Here is a 19,464-nt window from a genome sequence, read left to right as displayed (position 1 = left end):
CTAGCACTTTGCCCCGCTGGGCGGCGTGGCGCCGCCGACCAGGTACGCCGTGACGTAATTGTCGATGCACCCGTCGCCCTGGAATACGACCGTGTGCTGGGTGCCGTCGTAGGTGAGCAGCGAACTGCGCAGCTGGTTGGCCAGATCGACCCCGGCCTTGTACGGGGTCGCCGGGTCGTGGGTGGTCGACACCACCACGGTCGGCGCCAGCCCGGGCGCGGAGATGGTGTGCGGCTTGCTGGTTGGCGGTACCGGCCAGAACGCGCAGGTGCCCAGCGGCGCGTCGCCGGTGAAGGTGCCGTAGCTCATGAACGGCGCGATCTCCCGCGAGCGCCGGTCCTCGTCGATCACCTTGGCCCGGTCGGTGATCGGCGGCTGATCGACGCAGTTGATCGCGACCCGAGCGTCGGTTGCGTTGGTGTAGTGACCGTGCGCGTCGCGGCGCATGTACATGTCGGCCAGGGCGAGCAGGGTGTCGCCCCGGTGGTTGACCAGTTCGCTCAGCCCGTCGGTCAGGTGGTGCCACAACGTCGGCGAGTACAGCGCCATGATGGTGCCGACGATGGCGTCGCTATAGCTCAGTCCCCGTGGGTCGTTCGTCGGCGCCGGCCTGCCGACCATCGGGTTGTTGGGGTCGACGAGCGGGTCGACCAGGCTGTGGTAGACGTCGACACCCTTGGCGGGGTCGGTGCCCAGCGGGCAGGTCGGCTGCTTCGCGCACTCGGTGGCGTAGTCGTTGAAGGCGTCCTGAAATCCCTTGGCCTGCCGCAGGTCCGCCTCGATCGGGTCGGCGTTGGGGTCGACGGCACCGTCGAGGATCATCGCCCGCACCTTGTCCGGGTAGGCCTCGGCGTAGGCCGAGCCGATCCGGGTGCCGTAGGAGTAGCCGAGGTAGGTCAGCTTGTCGTCGCCGAGCGCCGCGCGGATCGCGTCCAGATCGCGCGCGACGTTGACCGTGCCGATGTTGGCGAGGAAGTTTTTGCCCATCTTGTCGATGCAGCGGCCGACGAATTCCTTGGTCTCGTCCTCGATGTGGGCCACGCCCGCCGGGCTGTAGTCGACGTTCGGCTCGGTGCGCAGCCGGTCGTTGTCGGCGTCGGAGTTGCACCAGACCGCCGGCCGCGACGACCCGACCCCGCGAGGGTCGAAGCCCACCAAATCGAACCGTTCGCGGACCCGCTTGGGCAGCGACTGCACAACGCCCAGCGCGGCCTCGATGCCGGACTCACCGGGACCGCCGGGGTTGATCACCAGCGAGCCGATCTTGTCCCCGGTCGCCGGGAAGCGAATCATCGCCAGCGTGGCCACGTCCCCGTCGAGGTGGTTGTAGTCGACGGGCACCGCCAGCTTGCCGCACAGCGCGCCGGCCGGAATCTTGGCCTTCGGGTTCGCCGACCGGCAGGGCGTCCATTCGACCGCCTGCCCCAGCTTCGGCTCGGCCAGCACGGCGCGCCCGCCGACGACGCGCACGCAGCCCGCGAGAAGGAGCGCTACGGCAGCAACCGTTGTCCAAACCAGCAGCGTGCGCGCGACCTTGACGCGACGAGACAGACCCATGCCCACATATGCTGCCAGAGGAAACCTGAGATCCTCGTGAGCGGCACCACGGTCCGGCTTCCGGGTGACGGCCGGCAGCTCTTCCATCGCCACCGCAAACTCATCGGCCACCGAGCGCTGCGTGCCCGCATGGTATGTCTCACATCACTCCGACGGTGCGACGGCGCAGCGGAGATGGCAGAATGGCACCGTCAGACGAACCCGGGGACCCGATCAGGGCCACGAGGATCGACCCGACCACCACTAGGGACAATGATGTCTGAGCACAACGTTTATGGTGCAGCCGCGTCCGAGCACATTCCGCCGCTCACGAAAATCCGCACCCACCACCTGCAGAAGATGAAGGCCGAAGGGCACAAGTGGGCCATGCTCACGACCTACGACTATTCGACCGCCCGGATCTTCGACGAGGCCGGCATTCCGGTCCTGCTGGTCGGCGACTCGGCCGCCAATGTCGTCTACGGTTACGACACCACGGTGCCCGTCTCGATCGACGAGATGATTCCGTTGGTCCGCGGCGTCGTGCGCGGCGCCCGGCACGCCCTGGTCGTCGCGGACCTGCCGTTCGGCAGCTACGAGGCGGGACCCGCCGCGGCGTTGGCCTCCGCCACTCGCTTCATGAAGGAGGGTGGCGCGCACGCCGTCAAACTCGAGGGCGGCGAGCGGGTGGCCGAGCAGATCGCCTGCCTCACCGCGGCCGGCATCCCGGTGATGGCCCACATCGGGTTCACGCCGCAGAGCGTGAACAGCCTGGGCGGCTTCCGGGTGCAGGGCCGCGGCGACGGCGCGGAACAAACCGTGCACGACGCGATCGCCGTCGCCGAAGCCGGAGCGTTCTCCGTCGTGATGGAGATGGTGCCGGCCGAGTTGGCCACCCAGATCACCGGGAAGCTGACCATCCCGACCATCGGCATCGGCGCGGGCCCGAACTGCGACGGCCAGGTACTGGTTTGGCAGGACATGGCCGGCGTCAGCAGCGGCAAGGCCGCCCGCTTCGTCAAGCGGTTCGCCGACATCGGTGGGGAATTGCGGCGGGCCGCAATGCAATATGCGCAAGAGGTGGCCGAGGGCGCTTTTCCCGCCGACGAGCACTGCTTCTGAGGAGATCCGGACCCCGCTAACCACCGACATCGAAACTCGTTGTGTGGCAAGCGGGTACGATTGCTCTTGGGTAAGGTCACAACACCGAGAGCAAGGGTGAGCACATCGACCGGGGGACTCGCGGTGACTTCGTGCACCGCCGAACGGTGCTGAAGATACCGCTGCTACTGGCAGGAGGCGCCGCACTGGCCAAAGCACCACGCGCGGGGGCGCAGCCCGCGCCCGGCACATCTCCGCAGGCGGGCCGCTGGTCCGTCGAGCGCGCGAACCGCTGGTATCAGGCGCAGGGCTGGCCGGTGGGCGCCAACTACATCACGTCGAACGCGATCAATCAGCTGGAGATGTTTCAGCAAGAGACGTTCGACCCCCGACGCATTGACACCGAGCTGGGGTGGGCCCGCGCCAACGGGCTGAACGCGGTGCGGGTCTTCCTGCACGACCAACTGTGGGCGCAGGACGGTCGAGGGTTCCAGGCCCGACTCGCCCAGTTCGTCGACATCGCCGCGCGCCACGACATCAAGCCGCTGTTCGTCTTGTTCGACTCCTGCTGGGATCCGCGGCCCGAGGCCGGTCCGCAGCGCGCGCCGACGCCGGGGGTACACAATTCCGGCTGGGTGCAGAGCCCGGGCGCGCAGCGGCTCGGCGACCGCGGCTACGTTCAGACCCTGCGCGGCTACGTCACCGGGGTGCTGACCCAGTTCCGCACCGACGACCGCGTTTTGGGCTGGGACCTGTGGAACGAGCCCGACAATCCGTCGAAGTACTACCGCTCGGTCGAGCGGGACGACAAGCTCGATCTGGTCGCCGACCTGCTCCCCCAGGTGTTCGGCTGGGCCCGCTCGGTCGATCCGTCGCAACCGCTCACGAGCGGCGTCTGGGACGGCGAATGGGCGGACCCCGCGCGCCGCAGCGTGATCAGCGGCATCCAGCTGGACAACTCCGATGTGATCACGTTCCACTCCTACGCCGAGCCGGCGGAGTTCGAGAGCCGCATCGCCGACCTCACACCCCAAGGGCGCCCCATCCTGTGCACCGAATACATGGCTCGGTCGCTGGGCAGCACCGTCGAGGGCATTCTGCCCGTCGCCAAGCGCTACAACGTCGGCGCGTTCAACTGGGGGCTGGTCGCCGGAAAAACCCAGACCGTATTCCCCTGGGACTCATGGGAGCACCCGTATCCCGCGGTGCCCGCCGAGTGGTTCCACGACCTGCTCGCGCCCGACGGACGGCCGTTCCGCGATCCCGAGGTTCAGGCGATTCGCGAGCTGAGCGGGCTGGCGATGCATCTGCGCGAAGGGCCGCCGCCCGGCTGAGCTTCGGGCACCCATTCTGCGAAGTCGGACCCTGGGACACGGCGCCCATCGCCGCCATTCGCTTAACCCCGGTATGGCAGGCTATGGGAGCCCATCACCACCGTCCCCGACGTTCAAGGCCGCGGCGACGCGCCCTCAACGGAGCCGAAAATGCCTGCAAAAGCGCCACAGACCTCCCGCCATTTGGAGGTCGAGCGCAAGTTCGATGTCGGCGAGTCCGCCGTGTCACCTTCCTTCGAAGGGATTGCCGCGGTGGCGCACGTCGACAAGTCGCCGACCCAGACGCTGGACGCGACGTACTTCGACACCCCGAACCAGGACCTGGCCCGCAACAAGGTCACCCTGCGCCGCCGGACCGGTGGCTCCGACGCGGGATGGCACCTGAAGCTGCCGACCGGCCCCGAGGCGCGCACCGAGGTCCGGATGCCGCTGGACGCGTCCGAGCCCGACGCGGTGCCCGAGGAGTTGGTGGACGTCGTGCTCGCGATCGTCCGCGACCGCCCCCTGGTACCGGTCGCGCGCATCACCACCCGGCGCGAGAGCCAGATGTTGTACGCCGCCGACGGCGCGCCGGTGGCGGAGTTCAGCAATGACCACGTCACCGCGTGGTCGGCCCGTACCTCCGAGGACGCGGACCTGGAGCCCACCCAGCAGGAGTGGCGCGAGTGGGAACTCGAACTCGTCGAGTCCAACGGGGCCCCGGACACCGAGCTGCTCAACCGGCTTGGTAACCGGCTGCTAGACGCCGGCGCCGTCCCCGCGGGCCATGCGTCCAAGCTGGCCCGGGTGCTCGGCACGACACCGACACCCGACGCCGATCCAGCCGAGCACCCGCTGCAACGCGCGGTGGCCGAGCAGATCCGCGAACTGCTGGTGTGGGACCGCGCCGTGCGGGCCGACGCCTTCGACTCCATCCACCAGATGCGGGTCACCACCCGCAAGCTGCGCAGCCTGCTGCGCGACTATCAGGAATCGTTCGGATTGCCCGACGACGGATGGGTGCTCGACGAACTGCGCGAGCTGGCAGGCATCCTGGGCATCGCGCGCGACGCCGAGGTGCTCGCGGAGCGTTACGAGCACGAATTGAACGGGCTGGCACCGGATTTGGTGCGTGGGCCGGTGCACGAACGCCTGGTGGGCGGCGCCCAGCGCCGCTACCAGACCGGGCTGCGCCGGTCGCTGATGGCCATGCGGTCCCAGCGCTACTTCCGCCTGCTCGACGCCCTCGATGCGATCGCGGCCCAACCGCCGGGCAGCGCCACGGGCGAAGAGCACGCCCCGGTCACCATCGACGCCGCCTACAAGAAGGTTCGCAAGGCCGCGAAGGCCGCCGCCCAGGTTGACGAAAGCCACCCCGACCATCCCCATGAGCGCGACGAGGCGATCCATCGGATCCGCAAGCGGGCCAAGCGCCTTCGCTACACCGCCGCGGCCACCGGTGAGGACAAGGTGTCCGAACAGGCGAAGGCGGTCCAGTCGCTGCTCGGCGACCACCAGGACAGCGTGGTCAGCCGGGAGCACCTGCGGCACGAATCCGAAGCCGCGCACGCCGCCGGCGAGGACACCTTCACCTACGGCCTGCTGTACCAACAGGAGTCCGACTTGGCCGAGCGGTGCGAGCAACAGCTCGACGACGCGTTGCGCAAACTCGCCAAGGCGGTGCACAAAGCACAGCGCTGACGGGGGCGGACGAGTTGGCCTGTAAGCCGGATTCTGTTCTGCGCGCCGCCGGTAACCGGAGACACGCAGCGGCGACCATCCATCTGGACACACCGTTGCCGGGTGCCTCGAGCGGCCTACCCGCAGGCTCGGGCGAGCAACCCTCGAACGCCTGCGCGGCCGCACCTCACGGCGCGGCCTTCTTGGCCTTGCTTCGGGTGGGGTTTGCCTAGCCACCCCGGTCACCCGGGATGCTGGTGCGCTCTTACCGCACCGTTTCACCCTTACCACCCCGAGGGTGGCGGTCTGTTTTCTGTGGCACTGTCCCGCGAGTCACCTCGGATTGCCGTTAGCAATCACCCTGCTCTGTGAAGTCCGGACTTTCCTCGAACCGCCTTGCGACGGTCCGCGGCCGCCCGGCCAACTCGTCCGCGACGATCCACGGTACTACCCGCGCGATTCCGGGGCCAGCAGCTTTCCCCGCCACGCCGGAGCGGCTTTATCGTGGACCTCGCAGACAGGCACACGGAAGGACGCCGATGTCCCGGTGGAAGAAGCGCGTCGACTCCGGCGACTGGGACGCCATCGCCGCCACGGTCGACGAGTACGGCGGGGCGCTGCTGCCGCGGTTGGTCACCGACGGCGAAGCCGCCCGGCTCCGCAAGCTCTACGACGACGACGGCCTGTTCCGCTCGACCATCGACATGGCGCCCAGGCGTTATGGCGCCGGGCAGTACCGCTACTTCCACGCGCCCTATCCCGACCCGATCTCAGAACTCAAACAGGCGCTCTACCCGCGGCTGCTGCCGATCGCCCGCGACTGGTGGGGCAGGCTGCGCCGCGAAGCGCCGTGGCCGGACAGCCTCGACGATTGGCTGGCCACCTGCCACGCGGCGGGCCAGACCAGGTCCACCGCGCTGATGCTCAGGTACGGCCCGGGCGACTGGAATGCCTTGCATCGAGACCTCTACGGCGACTTGGTTTTTCCGCTGCAGGTGGTGATCAACCTGAGCCACCCCGACACCGATTACACCGGCGGCGAATTCCTGCTCGTCGAGCAGCGGGCGCGCGCGCAATCCCGCGGCACGGCAACCCAATTGCCGCACGGGCACGGGTTTGTGTTCACCACGCGGGAGCGACCGGTGCCCTCGAGCCGCGGCTGGTCCGCGGCGCCGGTGCGCCACGGTGTTTCGGTCGTGCGGTCCGGCGAACGCTACGCCATGGGGCTGATCTTCCACGACGCGGCCTGAGGGAAGGCCTGAGGGACGACCATTGCCCAACGGGGACGTTGGTGCCAGTCTGACCAGATGACAGAAACCGAAGGGTTCGTCGACCAAACGGTGACGGGTCTGGCGGAGCCCCAGCCGATGTACAAGGCCTTGCGGGAATCAAGCCCGGTCTTCCGGTCACCGCAGGCGGTCGTTCTGAGCCGGTTGGCCGACATCGAGATGGCGCTCAAACACACGGAACTGTTCTCGTCGAACATGGACGCGGTCGATCTGGGCAACGTGCGGCCGCTGATCCCGCTGCAGATCGACCCGCCCGAGCATGCGAAGTACCGCCGCATCCTCGACCCGCTGTTCACTCCGCGGGAGATGGCCCGCCGCGAACCCCGCGTCACCGAGCTGGTGAACGAGATGATCGACCGCTTCGCCGACCGGGGTGAATGCGACTTCCACGCCGAGTTCGCGGTGCCCCTGCCCTGCACCGTTTTCCTGCAATTGCTCGGGTTGCCCCTGGAAGACCTCGACAAGTTCCTGAAATGGAAGGACGGCGTGATCCGCCCGGAAGGGGACTCCGGCTTCGGCCGCCGCCACGAAAGCTCCGCCGGGGTCGCGCAACAGATCTACGCCTACTTCGACCGCGCCATCGACGACCACATCGCCGATCCCCGCGACGACGTGCTGTCGGCGATGATCGCGGCCGACGTCGCCGGGCAGCCGCTGTCGCGCGAGGAACTCCTCGACATCTGCTTTCTGTTCCTGATCGCCGGCCTGGACACCGTCACCGACTCGCTCGACTGCTTCTTCGTGTACCTGGCCCGCCACCCCGACCACCGTCACCAGCTGGTCGAGCAGCCCGACGTGCTGCCCAGCGCCGTCGAGGAGTTGTTGCGCTGGGAGACACCGGTGCCCGGCGTCGCCCGAGTCGCCATCCAGGACGTCGAGGTGGGCGGCTGTCCCATCAGCAAGGGCGAGCGGGTCAGCCCGTTGCTCGGGGCGGCCAATACCGACCCCGCCGAGTTCGCCGATCCGGAGCTGGTGGACTTCACCCGCAACCCCAACCGCCACCGCGCGTTCGGCGGCGGTCCGCACCGGTGCCTGGGCTCCCACCTGGCCCGCATGGAGCTGCGGGTGGCGTTGCGCGAATTCCACCGCCGCATACCGGATTACGAGATCAAGCCCGGTACCCAGCTGTCCTACACCGCCGCGCTGCGCTCGGTGGAGTCACTGCCGCTGGTGTTTCCAGCCTCATGACCCGCGTCTCGGTCGACCCCGACCGCTGCACCGGGCACGGCCGCTGCTACACGCTGGCGCCCGGCGTCTTCGACGCCGACGAGGTGGGCCACTCCGTTGTTCTCGTCGGCGAGGTCTCCGGCGACCTCGAGGCGCAGGCGGTCACCGCGGAGCAGAACTGCCCCGAAGCCGCCATCTCCCTATCCCGTTGAGACAGAACGTGACTCCGGTGAGCGCTGCGTCGTCGAACGAGCGCATGATCGCCGGGGTCGCCGCCGCTTCTGTCGCGCTCGGGGTGGCCCAGCTGTTGGGCATCCCGTTCGGCGCGCGGGCCGACGCCCGGGCCGCGATCAGCGCGGCCGTCGTCGACCTGACACCGGGCCCGATCAAAGAGTGGGCGATTCAGACCCTGGGCTCGTTGGACAAACTCTTCCTCGCCGTGGCCGTGCTGGTGGTGATCGCCGCAATCGCCGCCATCGCCGGGACGTTCGAGACGCGGCGCCGCCCCGTCGGCAGCGCCGTGATCGCCGCGGCGGGCGCGCTCGGCTGTGTCGCGGTGCTGTCGCGGCCGGGAACGACGGCGCTCGACACGATCCCTACCATCGCGGGCGCCGCCTGTGGCGTCGTGGCCCTGCGCCTGCTCACCCGTTGTCTCCGATCGGTCCCCGAAGACACCGGTGACCAACCGGATGCCGGCAGGCGCGGGGGGCTGGTCGTGCTCGGTGTGCTCGGATTCGGCGTCGTGAGCGGCGTGGCGGGCGCGGTCATCACGCGGTTGGTGCATTCGGTCGCGGCCGACCGCACCAGCTTCACGCTGCCCAAACCGCTCACCCCGGCGCCCCCGGTGCCCGCCGATGTGCAACCGAAAGGCGTTGCGCTGCCGAGCTTCGTCACGCCCAGCGCCGACTTCTACCGGGTGGACACCGCGCTCACCCTCCCCCAACTCAGCCACTCCGACTGGCGGCTGCGCGTTCACGGCATGGTGAACCGGGAAGCCACCTACAGCTTCGCCGACCTGGCCGGCTTCGAGGTGGTCGAAAAGGTGGCGACGCTCACCTGCGTGTCCAATCCCGTTGGCGGCGACCTCATTTCGACCGGGGTCTGGACGGGCTATCGCCTGGCCGATCTGTTGGCGGCGGCCGGTGTGCGTCCCGAGGCCGACATGGTGCTGTCGACGTCCGTCGACGGGTTCACAGCCGGCACGCCGGTGGATGCGCTCACCGACGGTCGCGACGCGCTGCTGGCGGTCGCCCTCAACGGTGAGCCCCTGCCGATCGAGCATGGCTATCCGGCTCGGCTGGTGGTGCCCGGACTGTACGGGTACGTGTCGGCCACCAAGTGGGTCGTCGACATGGAGCTGACCCGCTTCGACAAGGCGCAGGCGTACTGGACGCGGCAGGGCTGGGCAGCCCGCGCACCCATCAAGACCGAGTCGCGGATCGACGTGCCGAAAAGCGGTCAGCGGGTGCCGGTGGGTCCCGTGGTTTTCGGCGGCGTCGCGTGGGCGCAGAATCGCGGCGTGCGATCCGTGGAAATCCGCATCGACGACGGCACCTGGCAGGCCGCCGAGCTGGGCGCGAACTACTCCAACGAGACGTGGCGGCTGTGGAGCTTTCCCTGGCAGGCGAAAAGTCCTGGGGAGCACACGATCACGGTGCGCGCCACCGACCACACCGGAGCCATCCAAACCTCGGACAGGGCCGCTACCGTCCCCGACGGGGCCACCGGTTGGCACACGGTGGACTTCACCGTCACCGGGACATGAGGCGCTATCTCGACGAGAGCTTCCGCCAGCTGACCACCGCGATCACGGCACCGACCACCGCCGTGATGGGACCGATGACGGACCAGGTCGTGGTGTTGCTCATCGGGCTGCCGCCAAGCACCCCGAATCCCTGCAGCGCCCAGATCAACCCGAACAGCGCGACGATCACCCCGAGGGCGAACGTGACGACGAATGTCCTTCGCATATGCGTCTCCTTAACCCCGGCTACAGGTATCCGGTCTGGTTCACCAGGCGTACCGAAGACGCCCCGTCGGGATAGAACTCGGCGATGCTCAGCGAAGCCAGATCGAGGTGCAGGCGATAGAGGATGCCCGGCCCGGCCTCCAGCGCGAGCCGCAGCAGCATCTTGATCGGCGTCACGTGCGACACCACCAGCACCGTCGCTCCCGGGTGCGCGGCGATGATCCGGTCGCGGGCCCGCACGACCCGCTCGAGGACGGCGTCGAAACTTTCCCCGCCCGGCGGGGTTGTGCCGGTGTCGCGCAGCCAGCGGCCGTGCAGCTCCGGGTCGCGCTCGGCGGCCTCGCCGAAGGTCAATCCCTCCCAGGCACCGAAATCGGTCTCGATCAAATCGTCGTCGACGGTCACGTCCAGGCCGAGCGCCTTGGCCGCCCGGGCCGCGGTGTCGTAGGCCCGCTGCAGCGGCGAGGCGAACACGGACGAGATGCCGCCGCGCTCGGCGAGATAACGCGCCGCGGCGTCGGCCTGCCGGCGGCCCACCTCGGTGAGTGCCGGATTGCCGCGGCCCGAATAGCGGCGCTGCGCCGACAGCTCGGTTTGCCCGTGCCGCAGCAACAGCAGCCTGGTCGGCGTCCCGCGCGCGCCCGTCCAGCCGGGCGCCTGCGGGGATTGTGGCGCAACGCTTTTCGGGGTGTCGGCCAGACGCTCCCCTGGTTCGTCTGCCGGGTCACCGGCGGCCGCCGCGTCCATCGCCTCGTTGGCCAGCCGGTCGGCGTAGGAGTTGCGTTCGCGCGGGATCCACGTGTAGCTGATCCGGTCGAACCGCGCGGCCAGCGCTCGGGCCAGGCTGTGCAGCTCGACCAGGTCAGGGTGCTTGACCTTCCACCGCCCCGACATCTGCTCCACCAGCAGTTTGGAATCCAGGAAGACCGCGGCCTCGGTGGCGCCGAGCGCCAGGGCGTCCTGCAAACCGGCCAGCAGGCCGCGATATTCGGCGACGTTGTTGGTGGCCCGGCCGATTGCCTGCTTGTTCTCAGCCAACGCCGTCGAGCGGTCCTCGGCCCACACCACGGCGCCGTAGCCCGCCGGGCCGGGATTGCCCCGGGAGCCGCCGTCGGCCTCGATCACGACCTTCACTGGTCGAATCCCTTGACCCGCAACAGGATCGCGCCGCATTCGGGGCATCGCACCACGTCGTCGTCCGCCGCGGCCGAGATGCGCGACATCTCGCCGCGGTCGATTTCGAGTCGGCAGGCGCCGCATCGGCGCCCCAGCAACGGTCCGGCGCCCGGCCCCCCGCCGGCGCGCTGGCGTTCGTAGAGAGCTGCCAGGGCGGGGTCCAGCTCGGCGGTCAGGGTCTCCCGGCGCGACGCATGCGCCTGCCGGGCCGCACTGATTTCGGTGAGCGCGGCCTCGAGTGCCTGCCGCGCGCCGGCTAATTCGGCCTCCAGCGCCTCGACCTTGCCCTGGGCATCGTCCAGCTGGGACTGCAGCTCCTCGCGGCGCTCCATCACCTCCAGCAGCGAATCTTCCAGGCTGCCTTGACGGCGCGTCAGAGTCTCCAGCTCGTGCTGCAGGTCCGCCAGTTGCTTGGCGTCGGTGGCACCGGACTGCAGCAGCGACCGGTCGCGGTCTTCGCGCTGCCGGACCGCATCGATTTCGGACTCGAACCGTGACACCTGAACGTCGATGTCCTCCAAGGCGATCCGAATGGCGCCCACCCGGTCAGCGGCGGCGTTGAGCTCATCCTGCAACCGCTCGCAGGCCTGTTGCTCCGCCAGATGGCTGGCCCGGTGTGTGATGCGGGACAGCTCCGCATCCAACTTCGACAGCTCGAGCAGCGAACGCTGCTGAGCGACTTCGGCCTTCATCACGCCTCACCCCCGGTCTCGTCACCGCACTGCCCCAGGGTCCAGGGATCGGTGCGCACGGTGCATACCCGCACCGCCAGCGCCGCGCCAAAACGGGACCGCAACACCTCGGCGGCCTGGTGGCACCACGGAAATTCACTTGCCCAGTGCGCCACGTCCACCAGCGCCACATCCGAGCTCCGGCGATGCTCGTCGGCCGGATGGTGTCGCAGGTCGGCCGTGACGTAGGCCTGCACGCCCGCCGCGGCCGCGCTGGCCAGCAGCGAGTCCCCGGCGCCGCCGCAGACGGCGACCCGGGACACCGGCAGGTCGGGGTCGCCCGCCGCGCGGACCCCCCACGCCGTGGCCGGCAGGGCGGCGTTGACGCGGGACACGAAGTCGCGCAGGGGTTCCGGCCCGGGTAGGGCGCCGACGCGCCCCAACCCGGCGTTGCCCGGCGGCGGCACCAACGCGTACACGTCGAACGCCGGCTCCTCGTAGGGATGGGCGGCGCGCATCGCCGCCAGCACGGCGGCCCGGATCCGCGCGGGCGCGACCACCTCGAACCGGTCTTCGGCCACCCGCTCGACGGTGCCGACGCTACCCACCGCGGGTGACGCCCCTTCGTGCGGCAGGAACTGTCCAATGCCGCCGACGCTCCAGCTGCAGTGCGAGTAGTCGCCGATGTGCCCGGCGCCGGCCTCGAACACGGCCGCCTGCACCGCTTCCGCATTTTCGCGCGGCACGTAGACAACCCACTTGTCGAGGTCGGTCGCGTCCGTCCGCGGTTCCAGGGGCGCCTCGACGACGAGGCCGAGGGCTTCGGCCAGCGCGTCCGAGACGCCGGGGGCGGCCGAGTCGGCGTTGGTGTGCGCGGTGAACAGCGAACGTCCCGTTCGGATCAGGCGATGCACCAGCGCGCCCTTGGGCGTGCTGGCCGCCACCGTGTCGACCCCACGCAAAAGCAAGGGGTGATGGGCCAGCAGCAGCCCACCGTCGGGAACTTCGTCGACGACGGCCGGCGTCGCGTCGACCGCAACGGTCACCGATTCGAGCCTGTCGTCGGGGTCACCGCAGACCAGCCCCACCGAATCCCAGGGTTCGGCCAACCCCGGCGGGTAGACCTCGTCCAGCACGGCGATGACGTCGGCCAGCCGCACGCTCACGGGCGCACCTCCGAGATGGCCTGGATCAGCAGCGGCCATTCCCGGCGCACCGCGGCCCGCAGGTATTGCTCGTCCAGGCCGACGAACGTGTCACAGCGGCGGATAGCGATCCCCTTGAGCTGCAGGGTTTTTCGGATCCGGACCGCATCCGGTCGGTGGAACAGCACGAACGGGGCGTGGCCGCGGACCACCTCGGCGCCGACCGACGTCAGGCCGGCCACCATCTCGGCGCGCAACTCCGCCAGGCGCGCGGCACCGGCCGCCGCTTCGGCGACGGACTGCGGGCCGCAGCACGCGGCGATCGCCGTCAGCTGCAGCGTGCCCACCGGCCAGTGGGCGCGCTGAGCGGTGATCCGATCCAACACCTCCGGTGAGCCCAGGGCGTAGCCCACCCGCAATCCGGCCAGCGCCCAGGTCTTGGTCAGGCTGCGCAGCACCACCACGTCGGGCAGCGAGTCGCCGGCCAGCGACTCCGGTTCGCCCGGGATCGAATCGGCGAACGCCTCGTCGACCACCAGGATACGGCCCGGCCGCCGCAGCGCGAGGAGCTGCTCGCGGGTGTGCAGCACCGAGGTGGGATTGGTCGGGTTGCCCACCACGACCAGGTCGGCGTCGTCGGGGATCCGCACGCCGTCCAGGCCGAAGGGCGGCTCGAGCACGACGTGGTCCACGGGCACCCCGGCGGCGCTCAGCGCCACCGCCGGCTCGGTGAACGAGGGCGCGACGATCGCCGCCCGCGCCGGGCGCAGGTTGCTCAACAACGTGAACCCCTCGGCCGCCCCGGCCAGCGGCAGCACCTCGTCGCGCGCCCGGCCGTGCCGTTCGGCGACCGCGTCCTGCGCCGCGCACACGTCCTGGGCGCTCGGATAGCGCGCCAAATCTGGCAGCCGCGCGGCCAGCCGCCGCACCAGCCACTCGGGCGGCTGGGCGTGACGGACGTTGACGGCGAAATCCAGCATCCCGGGTGCGACGGCCTGATCACCGTGATAGCGCGCCGCAGGCGGGCTCATGTTCAGACTCGCCATCCGAGAAACACTAGTGGGCCGCGCCGAGGCGTGGCACCGACACCGGCACACCCGGCCGCCGGGCATCGAGGACAATGGTGAGGTGACAGGCACAACGTCCACCGATCGCCCTTCGCCGCGCCTGGCGACCGAGCTGGTGATCTTCGACCTCGATGGCACCCTCACCGACTCCGCGGAGGGCATCGTGGCCAGTTTCCTGCACGCGCTCGAGCAGGTCGGCGTCGACGCGCCCGACGGCGACCTGGTGGCCCAGATCGTCGGCCCGCCGATGGACGACACCTTCCATTCGATGCTGGGCGAGGACGCCGTGCGGGCGATCGCGGCCTTCCGCGCCGAATACGCCGACCGCGGCTGGGCGATGAACACCCTGTTCGACGGGGTCGAGCCGCTGCTGGCCGACCTGGAGGCCGCCGGGGTCCGGCTGGCGGTGGCCACGTCGAAGCTCGAGCCGACGGCGCGGCGCATCCTGGCCCATTTCGGGCTCGATCAGCATTTCGAGGTCATCGCCGGCGCGAGCCCGGACGGCTCTCGCAAGACCAAGGTGGAGGTGCTGGCGCACGCGCTGGAACAGCTGCAGCCCCTGCCCGGGCGGGTCCTCATGGTCGGCGACCGCAGCCACGACGTGCACGGCGCGGCCGCGCACGGCATCGACACCGTGGTCGTCGGCTGGGGCTATGGGCGCGACGACTTCCCCGACGGCGCGGCGGTTACCGGGAGCACGGCGGTCACGCACGCCGCGACCGTCGACGAGCTGAGGGCGGTGCTGGGTGTCTGAGCGCGAGCCCCTGCACATCACCTTCGTGTGCACGGGCAACATCTGCCGGTCGGTGATGGCCGAAAAGATGTTCGCCGACCAGCTGCGCCGCCGCGGCCTGGCCGACGCGGTGCGGGTCACCAGCGCGGGCACCGGCAACTGGCACGTCGGCGAATGCGCCGACGACCGAGCGACCGACGTGCTGCGCGCCCACGGTTACTCCACCGACCACCGTGCCGCTCAGGTCGACGAGGACCACCTGGCCGCCGACCTGGTGGTGGCCTTGGGCCGCAACCATCTTCGGATGCTGCGCGAGCTGGGCGTCGACGAGGAGCGGGTGCGGATGCTCCGGTCGTTCGACCCGCGATCGGGCGCCCACGCCCTCGACGTCGAGGACCCGTACTACGGCGACGCGCGGGACTTCGAGGACGTGTTCACCGTCATCGAGGCCTCGTTGCCCGGCCTGCATGCCTGGGTCGACGATCGGCTGGACCGGAACGGATCTGGCTGACATGCGTCGGTTGGCGTTCCTGCTGCGGCCCGGCTGGATCGCGCTGGCGCTGGTGGTCATCGCGTTCGCCTACCTGTGCTTCACGGTGCTGGCGCCTTGGCAGCTGGGCAAGCACAACCGCACGTCGCGGGAGAACCGCCAGATCGAGTATTCCCTCAACACCGAGCCCGTCCCGCTGAAAACACTGCTGCCGCAGCAGGAATCGGTGGCCCCGAACGCGCAGTGGCGCCGCGTGACGGCCACCGGCCACTACCTGCCCGACCTCCAGGTGCTGGCGCGGTTGCGGGTGATCGAGGGCAAGCCCGCGTTCGAGGTGTTGGCACCGTTCGTCGTCGACGACGGACCCACCGTCCTCGTCGACCGGGGGTACGTGCGGCCCGAGCAGGGCTCCCACGTGCCGCCGATCCCCCGCCCACCCCAGGAGCCTGTCACCATCACCGCGCGGCTGCGCGATTCCGAGGCCGCCGCGCCGGGCAAAGACCCGTTCACCCAAGACGGCGTGCAGCAGGTGTATTCGATCAACACCGAACAGGTCGCGGCCCTGACCAAGGTGCCGCTTGCCGGGTCCTATCTCCAGCTGACCGAGGACCAGCCCGGCGGGCTGGGCGTGATCGGCGTGCCGCACCTGGACGCCGGCCCGTTCCTGTCCTACGGCATCCAATGGATCTCGTTCGGCATCGTCGCCCCGCTGGGTTTGGGTTACTTCGTCTACTCCGAGATCCGCGCACGCCGCCGCGAAAAGCCGCCCCCGGCGGCGGATACGCAGGCCCCCGAACCCCCGCAAACCGTCGAGGCGAAACTCGCCGACCGCTACGGCCGCCGCAAGTAACAGAGCAGCCCGGCCAGGACGGCCGCGCCCGCCTGCACCGTCCGCGACAGCGTCACCGCGCGGCGCAGGTCGGCCACCGTCGGCGGGTGGCCGTCGCCCAGGGTGGGCCGGATCTGCAACTCGTGGCGGTATTGGGTGGGCCCGCCGAGGCGCACGCCCAGCGCGCCGGCGAAAGCCGCCTCGACGACGCCGGCGTTCGGGCTGGGGTGCCGACCGGCGTCACGGCGCCAGGCCCGCACCGCACCTGGGGCCGACCCGCTGACGAAAGGGGCGCACAGAATCACCAGCGCCGCCGTCACCCGGGCGGCGGCGTAGTTGGCCGCGTCGTCCAATCGGGCTGCGGCCCAACCGAATCGGGCGTAGCGCGCCGAGCGGTAGCCCACCATCGAGTCCAATGTGTTGATGCCGCGGTACGCCAGGACCGCAGGCACCCCGCCCACGGCGGCGCACAGCATCGGCGCCACGTGGGCGTCGGACGTGTTCTCCGCGACCGATTCCAGCGACGCTCGCGCCAGGCCCGCGGCGTCCAGCGAAGCCGGATCGCGTCCGCACAGCGAGGGCAGCAGGCGGCGCGCGCCCTCGAGGTCGCCACGCTCCAGCAGTTCCGACATTGCCAAGCCGGTGCGCGCCAGCGAGGTCCCGCCGACCGACACCCAGGTGGCCGCGGCGGTGGCCGCGACCGACCAGGGCCAACCGCCGCGCTCGGCGGCCCGTTGCAGCATGGCGCCGAGCACGCCCACCGTTGCCACCAGCACGGCGACGTGTACTGCCCCCGCGAGTCTGGTGTCGCGGTAGGTCACGCGCTCGAACCCGGCGGCCACCCGGCCGAACGCCGCGACCGGATGCCCCCGCGCCGGATCGCCCAGCGCCACGTCGGCGAGGTAACCGCCCAGCACGCCGGCCAGCCGGCTCCGCGTCGCCAACACCCTGGCAGCGTCTCACACGCGGCCGAGACTCCTCCGCCGACCGAGCTAACGCTCTGGGTGTACCCGGCCGGGTACACCTAGGCCATCGCGCAGAGGCCCGCGACGATCACCGCGGCGATCAGCACGACGATCACCCACCACATCAGCGGGGACGAGTCGAACGCGCCCGTCGATGCGGTCACCGGGCGGCGCGGCGAGCCGGCGGCCGGGGCGCCGAATGGGGTGCTCATTTTGCCAGGTGTGCCCGTTTTGGGCCGGTTATAACGTCCGGGTCGTGGTTCACTCGAAGGCTGCTGTCCGCGTTGCGACTGGCAGATCTGTTCCTACCGCACGGGATTTGGATCTTGGGGTATCGGATCTACCTGTGGGACATGCGGTTTCGGGCGCAACTGGGTTGGCGGATCGTCTAGTCCCGCACCGTCGCGAAGAACGCGCGGACGTCGTCGACGAACAGCCCGGGTTGCTCGAACGCGGCGAAATGTCCGCCCCGCTCCATCGTCGTCCAGCGCGTGATGTTGTAGACCGGCTCGCACCAGCTCCTCGGCGCCTTCAGCAGCTCGCCGGGGAAAGCCGCCACGCCGGTGGGCAATTCGACGCGGTCCATTTGCCCCCAGACCCGGAAGCTCTCCCAATACAGGCGGGCCGAAGACGCGCCGGTGTCGGTCACCCAATAGACCATCACGTTGTCGAGGAGCTCGTCGCGGCTGAACGCGTTTTCCGGGTGGCCGTCGCAATCGGCCCAAGCCCAGAACTTCTCGACGATCCACGCAAGTTGCCCCACCGGCGAATCGGCCAGCCCGTAGCCCAGCGTCTGCGGCCGGGTGGACTGCTGCTTGGAATAGCCGGTGCCCCACTTGCGGTGGTCGGCCAGCGCGGCCATCGCCCGCTGCTCTTCTTCGGTCGGGTTCTTCAGGGACTCCGGCGTGGGCCGCCCGATCGGCATGTTGAGGTGGATTCCCGCGCAGTGGCCTACGTTCCGCCCGATTTGCGTGGTCACCGCGGCGCCCCAGTCGCCGCCCTGCGCGCCGTAGCGGTCGTAGCCCAGGCGCAGCATCAGCGTTTCCCAGGCCTCGGCGATCTTCTCCACGCCCCAACCCGTGCGCGTCGGTTTGCCGGAGAACCCGTATCCCGGCAGCGACGGGCAGACCACGTGGAAGGCGTCCTCGGCGCGCCCGGATGCCGGGTTGGTCAGCGGCTCGATCACCTTGTGGAACTCCACGATCGAGCCGGGCCACCCGTGGGTGATCAGCAGCGGGAATGCCTCGTCGTGCGGCGACCGCTGGTGGATGAAATGGATGTCCAGGCCGTCGATTTCGGTGACAAACTGGTCGAAGCGGTTCAGCGCCGCCTCGCGTGACCGCCAGTCGTATTCGTCGGCCCAGTAGCCGGCGAGCTCGCGGGTGTAGGCGAGCGGCATGCCCTGGCTCCAGTCGTCGACGCATTCGGCTGCCGGCCATCGGGTGCGCGCCAGCCGCGCCCGCAGGTCTTCCAGGACGGCGTCGGGGACGTCGATGCGAAACGGGTGCACGCCCGCCCCCCGGGTGGGGCTCCCGTCGACACCGGGTGGATCAGCCTGTCGGCCCATTCCGTTGACCATGCCATAGCCGGTGGTCCGTCACGCCCACCGGTCCTCTCCCTGCCGGTGCCGCCGAGTTCATCCCGCTCGACGCGGCCACGGGTTGCCAAACGGCGCAGCGGATTTCGCCGATGGTCTGGTTGAGAGCATGCCAAAGCCAGGGCCGCCCACGCTGACGTTGCCCCCGCTGCGTCTCCGCCGCGCAGAACGCCGAAGCGTTGCGGCCGGGCGGCCCATGCGCTGCCGTCGCGCCGCCACGCTCGATCGGACCGTCCAGCACCCCTGTGAGGAGGCGAGCGACTATCCGGCGCCGACCCTAGAGGCGCAGACCCCGCAACCGGCCACTCTAACGTCCCTTAATCCTCTTTCTCCGCACGATCGCAGGGTTATAGATAGGCAAGAAGCATTTTTTCAAACCTTTGGTGTACAACTGGCCGAGTTTCCATTACTGTCCGAAACGTTGCACTCATGTCAAGTAGGCGGTGGGGACCCATGAACATCAATCCTTTGGACGACGACGCGGGCAGCTTCTTCGTCTTGGTCAACGACGAAGATCAACACAGCCTGTGGCCGGCTTTCGTCGAAGTTCCTGCTGGTTGGCGCGTTATTTACGGCGAAGCGGCTCGCGATGCCTGTTTGGCATACATCGAGAAGAACTGGACCGACATCCGGCCGAAAAGCCTGCGCGACAGCTTGGCGAAGCGGGCTATCGCCCACAGCGTGCCGGCGCAATACAGCTCCGTCCACGGCCGCGCGGTGCGCAGTCGCGGACACC

Annotated in this window: 19 protein-coding genes, 1 other RNA gene and 1 pseudogene; 11 read left to right on the top strand and 10 right to left on the bottom strand. The window is 69.7% G+C overall.

Annotated elements, in window-relative coordinates; all coding sequences use genetic code 11:
• On the bottom strand, window positions 1-1,563 hold the full coding sequence (locus ACEL92_RS11230; protein ID WP_374026175.1) for an alpha/beta hydrolase: 1,563 nt from the start codon (window positions 1,561-1,563) through the stop codon (window positions 1-3).
• A 249-nt stretch (window positions 1,564-1,812) separates the two neighbouring features.
• Between ACEL92_RS11230 and panB the strand changes: the two genes are divergently transcribed.
• From panB to ACEL92_RS11215, 3 genes are all read left to right on the top strand, one after another.
• Entirely contained in the window at window positions 1,813-2,658 is an 846-nt protein-coding gene (gene panB / locus ACEL92_RS11225; RefSeq protein ID WP_374025629.1) for a 3-methyl-2-oxobutanoate hydroxymethyltransferase, read from the top strand.
• A 131-nt stretch (window positions 2,659-2,789) separates the two neighbouring features.
• Complete coding sequence (locus ACEL92_RS11220) at window positions 2,790-3,971, top strand: 1,4-beta-xylanase (RefSeq protein WP_374025628.1); 1,182 nt, start codon at window positions 2,790-2,792, stop codon at window positions 3,969-3,971.
• Between the two features lie 150 nt (window positions 3,972-4,121).
• Window positions 4,122-5,651 carry a CYTH and CHAD domain-containing protein gene (locus tag ACEL92_RS11215; RefSeq protein WP_374025627.1) on the top strand — a complete coding sequence of 510 codons (1,530 nt, stop codon included), beginning with the start codon at window positions 4,122-4,124 and terminating at the stop codon, window positions 5,649-5,651.
• Between the two features lie 6 nt (window positions 5,652-5,657).
• Here ACEL92_RS11215 and rnpB read toward each other — a convergent pair.
• Window positions 5,658-6,058, bottom strand: an RNA gene (rnpB, locus tag ACEL92_RS11210) — RNase P RNA component class A.
• Between the two features lie 111 nt (window positions 6,059-6,169).
• Between rnpB and ACEL92_RS11205 the strand changes: the two genes are divergently transcribed.
• The 4 genes from ACEL92_RS11205 to ACEL92_RS11190 are packed head-to-tail and all read left to right on the top strand — an operon-like array spanning window position 6,170 to window position 9,851.
• Entirely contained in the window at window positions 6,170-6,880 is a 711-nt protein-coding gene (locus ACEL92_RS11205) for a 2OG-Fe(II) oxygenase (protein ID WP_374025626.1), read from the top strand.
• A 57-nt stretch (window positions 6,881-6,937) separates the two neighbouring features.
• Window positions 6,938-8,107, top strand: a complete 1,170-nt coding sequence (locus ACEL92_RS11200; RefSeq protein ID WP_374025625.1) for a cytochrome P450 — start codon at window positions 6,938-6,940, stop codon at window positions 8,105-8,107.
• Entirely contained in the window at window positions 8,104-8,298 is a 195-nt protein-coding gene (locus ACEL92_RS11195; RefSeq protein ID WP_374025624.1) for a ferredoxin, read from the top strand. Before ACEL92_RS11200 ends, ACEL92_RS11195 begins: the two co-directional genes overlap by 4 nt.
• A gap of 44 nt (window positions 8,299-8,342) precedes the next feature.
• A complete protein-coding gene (locus tag ACEL92_RS11190; RefSeq protein ID WP_374026174.1) occupies window positions 8,343-9,851 on the top strand; it encodes a molybdopterin-dependent oxidoreductase in 1,509 nt (502 codons plus the stop codon).
• Window positions 9,852-9,855: 4 nt separating this feature from the next.
• On the opposite strand, the gene ACEL92_RS11185 is transcribed toward ACEL92_RS11190, so the two are convergent.
• From ACEL92_RS11185 to cobC, 5 genes are read right to left on the bottom strand one after another with little or no spacing between them, the layout of a single operon-like run.
• A complete protein-coding gene (locus tag ACEL92_RS11185) occupies window positions 9,856-10,056 on the bottom strand; it encodes a hypothetical protein (RefSeq protein ID WP_374025623.1) in 201 nt (66 codons plus the stop codon).
• A 20-nt stretch (window positions 10,057-10,076) separates the two neighbouring features.
• Window positions 10,077-11,189: a bifunctional RNase H/acid phosphatase gene (locus ACEL92_RS11180; RefSeq protein WP_374025622.1), complete on the bottom strand. Its 1,113-nt coding sequence runs from the start codon at window positions 11,187-11,189 to the stop codon at window positions 10,077-10,079.
• On the bottom strand, window positions 11,186-11,923 hold the full coding sequence (locus ACEL92_RS11175) for a zinc ribbon domain-containing protein (RefSeq protein ID WP_374025621.1): 738 nt from the start codon (window positions 11,921-11,923) through the stop codon (window positions 11,186-11,188). Before ACEL92_RS11175 ends, ACEL92_RS11180 begins: the two co-directional genes overlap by 4 nt.
• Window positions 11,923-13,068 (bottom strand): Nif3-like dinuclear metal center hexameric protein, encoded by a 1,146-nt coding sequence (locus tag ACEL92_RS11170; RefSeq protein WP_374025620.1) that lies wholly within the window; start codon window positions 13,066-13,068, stop codon window positions 11,923-11,925. The genes ACEL92_RS11175 and ACEL92_RS11170 overlap by 1 nt, the downstream gene beginning before the upstream one ends.
• On the bottom strand, window positions 13,065-14,093 hold the full coding sequence (gene cobC / locus ACEL92_RS11165) for an Rv2231c family pyridoxal phosphate-dependent protein CobC (protein ID WP_374025619.1): 1,029 nt from the start codon (window positions 14,091-14,093) through the stop codon (window positions 13,065-13,067). The genes ACEL92_RS11170 and cobC overlap by 4 nt, the downstream gene beginning before the upstream one ends.
• 82 nt (window positions 14,094-14,175) lie before the next feature.
• Between cobC and ACEL92_RS11160 the strand changes: the two genes are divergently transcribed.
• Genes ACEL92_RS11160 through ACEL92_RS11150 form a run of 3 tightly spaced genes read left to right on the top strand, consistent with a single transcriptional unit; the run spans window position 14,176 to window position 16,187 of the window.
• Window positions 14,176-14,868, top strand: coding sequence for an HAD-IA family hydrolase (locus ACEL92_RS11160; protein ID WP_374025618.1), 693 nt, complete (start codon window positions 14,176-14,178; stop codon window positions 14,866-14,868).
• On the top strand, window positions 14,861-15,358 hold the full coding sequence (locus tag ACEL92_RS11155) for a low molecular weight protein-tyrosine-phosphatase (RefSeq protein ID WP_374025617.1): 498 nt from the start codon (window positions 14,861-14,863) through the stop codon (window positions 15,356-15,358). The genes ACEL92_RS11160 and ACEL92_RS11155 overlap by 8 nt, the downstream gene beginning before the upstream one ends.
• Before the next feature lies 1 nt (window position 15,359).
• The gene (locus ACEL92_RS11150) at window positions 15,360-16,187 is read left to right on the top strand and encodes an SURF1 family protein (RefSeq protein WP_374025616.1); all 828 of its coding nucleotides are present in this window, start codon (window positions 15,360-15,362) and stop codon (window positions 16,185-16,187) included.
• Here ACEL92_RS11150 and ACEL92_RS11145 read toward each other — a convergent pair.
• From ACEL92_RS11145 to ACEL92_RS11135, 3 genes are all read right to left on the bottom strand, one after another.
• The gene (locus ACEL92_RS11145; protein WP_374025615.1) at window positions 16,169-17,113 is read right to left on the bottom strand and encodes a cobalamin biosynthesis protein; all 945 of its coding nucleotides are present in this window, start codon (window positions 17,111-17,113) and stop codon (window positions 16,169-16,171) included. The two genes, ACEL92_RS11150 and ACEL92_RS11145, sit on opposite strands and share 19 nt — an antisense overlap.
• A 77-nt stretch (window positions 17,114-17,190) precedes the next feature.
• A complete protein-coding gene (locus ACEL92_RS11140) occupies window positions 17,191-17,343 on the bottom strand; it encodes a hypothetical protein (RefSeq protein ID WP_374025614.1) in 153 nt (50 codons plus the stop codon).
• Between the two features lie 176 nt (window positions 17,344-17,519).
• Entirely contained in the window at window positions 17,520-18,641 is a 1,122-nt protein-coding gene (locus ACEL92_RS11135) for an epoxide hydrolase family protein (RefSeq protein ID WP_374026173.1), read from the bottom strand.
• A 540-nt stretch (window positions 18,642-19,181) separates the two neighbouring features.
• Between ACEL92_RS11135 and ACEL92_RS11130 the strand changes: the two are divergent.
• A pseudogene (locus ACEL92_RS11130) lies at window positions 19,182-19,391 on the top strand (MbtH family protein); the annotation flags it as partial.
• Window positions 19,392-19,464: the final 73 nt, after the last annotated feature.

The organism is Mycobacterium hainanense (assembly GCF_041890355.1).
GTDB classification, from domain to species: domain Bacteria; phylum Actinomycetota; class Actinomycetes; order Mycobacteriales; family Mycobacteriaceae; genus Mycobacterium; species Mycobacterium hainanense.
The sequence above is the reverse complement of the archived record's forward strand: the minus strand, read 5'-3'. Positions and strand labels throughout refer to the sequence as shown.